This is a genomic window from Trebonia sp., from assembly GCF_049794275.1.
Taxonomy (GTDB): Bacteria; Actinomycetota; Actinomycetes; order Streptosporangiales; family Streptosporangiaceae; genus Trebonia.
In genome coordinates this window covers 1-4,329 of record NZ_JBARCR010000602.1, presented here as the reverse complement: position 1 = coordinate 4,329, position 4,329 = coordinate 1, and the positions used below count along the sequence as shown (strand labels likewise).

General features: G+C 67.5%; 6 protein-coding genes. 4 read left to right on the top strand and 2 right to left on the bottom strand.

Translation table 11 applies throughout. The annotated features are described in order from the left end of the window. The first annotated feature begins 472 nt into the window (after window positions 1-472). The gene (locus WA805_RS16245) at window positions 473-1,165 is read left to right on the top strand and encodes an RraA family protein (RefSeq protein ID WP_425242750.1); all 693 of its coding nucleotides are present in this window, start codon (window positions 473-475) and stop codon (window positions 1,163-1,165) included. A gap of 768 nt (window positions 1,166-1,933) precedes the next feature. Here the strand turns inward: WA805_RS16245 and WA805_RS16240 are convergent. Continuing rightward, window positions 1,934-2,119 (bottom strand): hypothetical protein, encoded by a 186-nt coding sequence (locus tag WA805_RS16240; RefSeq protein WP_422339392.1) that lies wholly within the window; start codon window positions 2,117-2,119, stop codon window positions 1,934-1,936. Window positions 2,120-2,138: 19 nt separating this feature from the next. On the opposite strand from WA805_RS16240, the gene WA805_RS16235 reads away from it, so the two are divergent. Beyond that, entirely contained in the window at window positions 2,139-2,483 is a 345-nt protein-coding gene (locus WA805_RS16235; protein ID WP_422289342.1) for a hypothetical protein, read from the top strand. A gap of 91 nt (window positions 2,484-2,574) precedes the next feature. Here WA805_RS16235 and WA805_RS16230 read toward each other — a convergent pair whose 3' ends face one another. Then, window positions 2,575-3,189: a TetR/AcrR family transcriptional regulator gene (locus WA805_RS16230; protein WP_422289344.1), complete on the bottom strand. Its 615-nt coding sequence runs from the start codon at window positions 3,187-3,189 to the stop codon at window positions 2,575-2,577. An 85-nt stretch (window positions 3,190-3,274) separates the two neighbouring features. Between WA805_RS16230 and WA805_RS16225 the strand changes: the two genes are divergently transcribed. Together WA805_RS16225 and WA805_RS16220 are read left to right on the top strand one after the other, a co-directional pair. Next, window positions 3,275-3,901, top strand: a complete 627-nt coding sequence (locus WA805_RS16225) for an LUD domain-containing protein (protein WP_422289345.1) — start codon at window positions 3,275-3,277, stop codon at window positions 3,899-3,901. Further along, window positions 3,901-4,329 (top strand): NADPH-dependent F420 reductase (locus WA805_RS16220; protein WP_425242749.1); only part of this gene is annotated, 429 nt, incomplete at its 3' end. The genes WA805_RS16225 and WA805_RS16220, both read left to right, overlap by 1 nt.

Sequence of the window (4,329 nt, the reverse complement as noted above, 5' to 3'; positions counted from 1 at the left end):
GTCAGTTTAGACTGACATCCTTGATCTGTCAATCTAAACTGACACAACAGATCGCCACACCGAAGTGCCCCCAGATGGCCGGGTCACGGAGGCGATCATTCTGGACCAGAAGGCCGAATCCTCGTTGCCTCAAGCGGTTGGATCGTCCCGCGACAGACCATTCTGCGGAGGGACGGCTCGATCGCGTAGGTCCCGAAGGGTGCCCCAAAACGCGCGGACGAGTCATCCGTAAGGACTGCCCCCATCCGTCGGGTACGTGGGATACCCAATGCTGGTCCGAGAGCTGACCGCTTACCCTGCAAGCTCGCCGAATGTCGCATCTGAGAGCGGCCGATCGGTTGAACACGCAAGGCTCAGGCAGCGCATTGCGGCGGATAGTTGTTCGTCACGCCTTCTTGATCGGGTAATCACATGGAGTGGCTTCTGGCCGTCGGCTGGCACAGATGGCTGCTGTCCGGGCGGCACTATGATCATGGCACCGGCCCGCACGCGCGCGGCCCGCGCCGGGTGCTGGACCGGGGAGGTCGCCATGCTGGAGGCGTTCGCGGATCTGTCCACACCGCTGGTGGCCGATGCCTGCCTGCGCTGCGGTGTTCCGCTGCGGTCGGCCCATTCGGGAATCCGGCCGGTCGTGGCCGGCCAGGGGATCGCTGGGCGGGTGCTGCCAGTGCGGCACTACGGCAGCGTGGACGTGTTCCTGGAGGCATTTGGCCGGGCACAAGCCGGCGACGTGCTAGTCATCGACAACGGCGGCCGCTCGGACGAGGCATGCGTCGGCGACCTGGCGGTGCTGGAGGCCGAGGCAGCTGGTGTGGCGGCTCTGGTGGTGTGGGGCCTGCACCGCGACACGCCGGAACTGGCCGCGATCGGCCTTCCGGTCTTCAGCTACGGCAGCTACCCGGCCGGCCCGGCGCGGCTGGACGAGCGGGAGCCCGAGGCGCTGGTCACCGCGCGGTTCGGGCCGCACCTGGTCAGCGCCAGTGACATCGTCTTCGCCGATGACGACGGGGTGTTGTTCGTCGCGGCACAGCGCGCCGAGCAGGTGCTGGTCACCGCGCACCAGATCTGGCAGAGCGAGCGGGACCAGGCTCGCCGGATCCGGGAGGGCCAGACACTGCGCCAACAGACCGCTTTCGATGACTACCTGGGCCCGGCGCGCCGCTGACCCGTCATACACCTTCCGGCGGCATCTGCGGCGCATCGGCGGGGCCATCGAAGAATAGGATCATCTCCCTGGCGGCGGGCCTCGCCCCGCTCTGGGCTGTCACCGCCAACCGGCCAGCCGGATAATACGAGGCCGGATCCGGTGACGGCCATCTTCCGGCAGCCGCGAAGTGCGGCCACACGGTGCTGGACAGAAGCCAGCCCGGACGTTCAGGCACCGTCATCCCACACGGGGGTGGGCGGCCAAGATCACGGAGTGGCCATCGTCTTGACCGCTGCCCTCGCACGGCCGCAGCTCTGCGGCAACCCCCGCTCCCGCTGACAGCCGCCCGGGAAACCAGCCCACCAGCCGCAGCAGGGGCAGTTCCCCGTTTTCCCCTCGCACACTGCCAGCACGGTGGGTACCTTCCGGGCCAACCTCACAGCACTTACCTGGCATCAAGCACCACAGACAGTCTGAATTCCCTCAGATCCACCCGTTAGCAGCGCACCGGCACCGTCCGGAAAAGAACCAGCACAGCAACCGGAGTCCAACCATGCCCTGTGCGCGTATGCCCAAGAACCGGACGGCAGCGTTCGGGGAACTGATTGCCCGCCGCGGCCAGCTCGTCCCAGGTCAGCAGTGACCGGCATCCGCAACAGGACTTGACGGGGATAGGTCAGGATCGAGTCCGCCCGCATTACCCGGCAAGTTTCCGCTGGTCTCCGCGCGCAGATAAACCGAAGGCCCGGCGGCACGTGATTCCCGACGGGAGATTAGATTATTGCACTATGAAGGGAGGTAACTGAGAATGCGAAACATATGGGGTGCCGCCGGCCTGGCCGCGATGGCCCTGGTCGTTGCCGCGTGCGGGAGCTCGGGCAGTTCGTCTGCCTCGAGCAGCAGCCCGGCCGCGCCAGCCAGTAGCGCGGCGGCGTCGACCCCGGCCTCGAGCTCGGCTCTGATGACCGCCACGATCAATGGGACGAAGGTAGTGACCAATTCCAAGGGCCTCACCTTGTACTGGTTCGCTCCGGACACGTCGACCACCTCGAAATGCAACGGATCCTGCTCGACCTACTGGCCGCCGGTGAAAGGCCCCGCCACCGCGGGCGCCGGCGTCACCGGCACGCTGGGCACCATCACCAGGTCAGACGGCACGAAGCAGGCCACCTACGACGGACATCCGCTCTACACCTACGTCGGGGACACCGCCCCCGGTCAGGCCAAGGGCAACGCGCTCAACCTATCCGGCGGGCTGTGGTACGAGATGACGGTCTCGGGCGCCACCCCCACAGTCAGTTCCTTAGCGGCATCCGGCAGCGGCGGCGGGTACTGATCACGTTCATCGCCTGGGGCGCCTGATGTCCGGAGAGCGCCGTGGCTCCGGCACGGGTATGCGGGTACGTATGCGTTCGCTGGCCGTGGTTTCATCGTGGCCGGCAGACGCGCTGGATCAGGTCCTGCCAGCCTAGGCCGAGGCGTTCGGAGACTTGCGGGGCGGCCTGGGTGAGGATGGCGGAGGACAGGTAGAGCAGCAGCGGGCCGTCCAGGGCCGCGGTCAGCTGGGTGGCCAGGACGTCCAGGTCGGCGGCGGCGAGGCTCATCTCCCCGAGCAGGAACCGGATGTGTTCCCGCGACATGGGCGTCTGCGATCCGGCTGGTACCTGCTCCCTGCCGTCGAGTGCGGCGCGAGCGATCTCGCGGTGCCCGATCAGGAAGTCGATCCTCGCCCGGCCGTAGGCGATCAGGCGGTCCAGCGGCGGGGCGCCAGGGCCAAGTGGCGGGGGTCCGGCGAGCACCTGCTCCTGGAAGGCGCGCTCGTCGTCATCCAGCAGCGCGGCGAAGATCCCCGCCCGGGTGCCGAACCGGCGGAACACCGTTCCCTTGCCCAGGCCTGCGAGTTCGGCCAGCCCGTCCATGGTCAGCTGGGCGGCCCCCTGCCCGGCGATTATCTCGCGCGCCGTGACCAGCAAAAGCCGCCGGTTGCGGGCGGCGTCGGCGCGCTCGGCGCGTGGCGGTCCCCAGGTCACGGGCTGGTTCATGGGTCCCACCCTACGGCCGGAATATAAGCGGGGTAAAGTCCGGTTACGTTTCCAGTATGCACTACCGCCGAGGAAGGACCAGCCGATGAGCACGATCACGACACCAGACCGCTTCACCACGCTGCCCGACGAGCCGATGATCGCGGCGACCGTCACCGCTCTAGAAGAGCACGGGTTCAGCGCGGAAGTCGTCGACGACCTCGATGCCGCACGCAAGGCCGTCCTCGATCACATCCCGCACGGCGCGTCGGTGATGACCAACACCTCGGTGACGCTGGCCGAGACCGGCATCGCGGACGCGATCAACGACGGCGGGCCCTACGACTCGGCGCGCAACAAGATGTTCGCGCTCGACTTCGCAACCCAGTCGCAAGAGATGAAAGCGATGGGCAGCCAGCCGGACTACGCTCTCGGCAGTGTCCACGCGATCACCCGCGACGGGACGCTTGTCATCGCGTCGGCCTCTGGGAGCCAGCTCGCCTCCTACGCCTGGGGCGCCGCCAACGTCATCTTCGTCGTCGGCGCGCAGAAGCTCGTCCCCACCTTGACGGCCGCGCACGAGCGGATCTACCAGCACAGCCTGGTACTGGAAGACGCACGCGCGATCGCAGCCTACGGGCAACACAGTTCGGTGGGAAAGATCCTGGAGATCCACCAGGAACTGCCCGGCCGTATCCACATCGTTCTCATCCGCCAGGTGGTCGGGTTCTGATGAGGGCATCAAGCAGGCTCGCGGTGCTCGGCGCGGGCCACGTCGGGCCGGTCATCGCCCGGCTGGCCATCAAGGCCGGATACCCGGTGGCCATCGCCACCTCGGGCGACCCGGAAGACATCGCACTCATTACCGAGCTGATCATCCCCGGCGCGCAGCCGCGGTGGGCCAGCGACGCTGTGGCCGACGCGGACATCGTGGTGCTCGCGATACCACTGCACCGCTTTGGTGACATCGATCCCACGCTGCTCGACGGCAAGCTCGTGGTCGACGCAATGAACTACTGGCCGGCCAGCGACGGCGCGCTGAGCGACTTCGAGCGCGGCGGGAGCAGCGAGATCGTGGCCCGGCGGCTAACCGGCTCGACCGTGGTCAAGGCGCTCAACCACATCGGCTACCACGAACTCGAGGACCGGGCACGGCCGGCC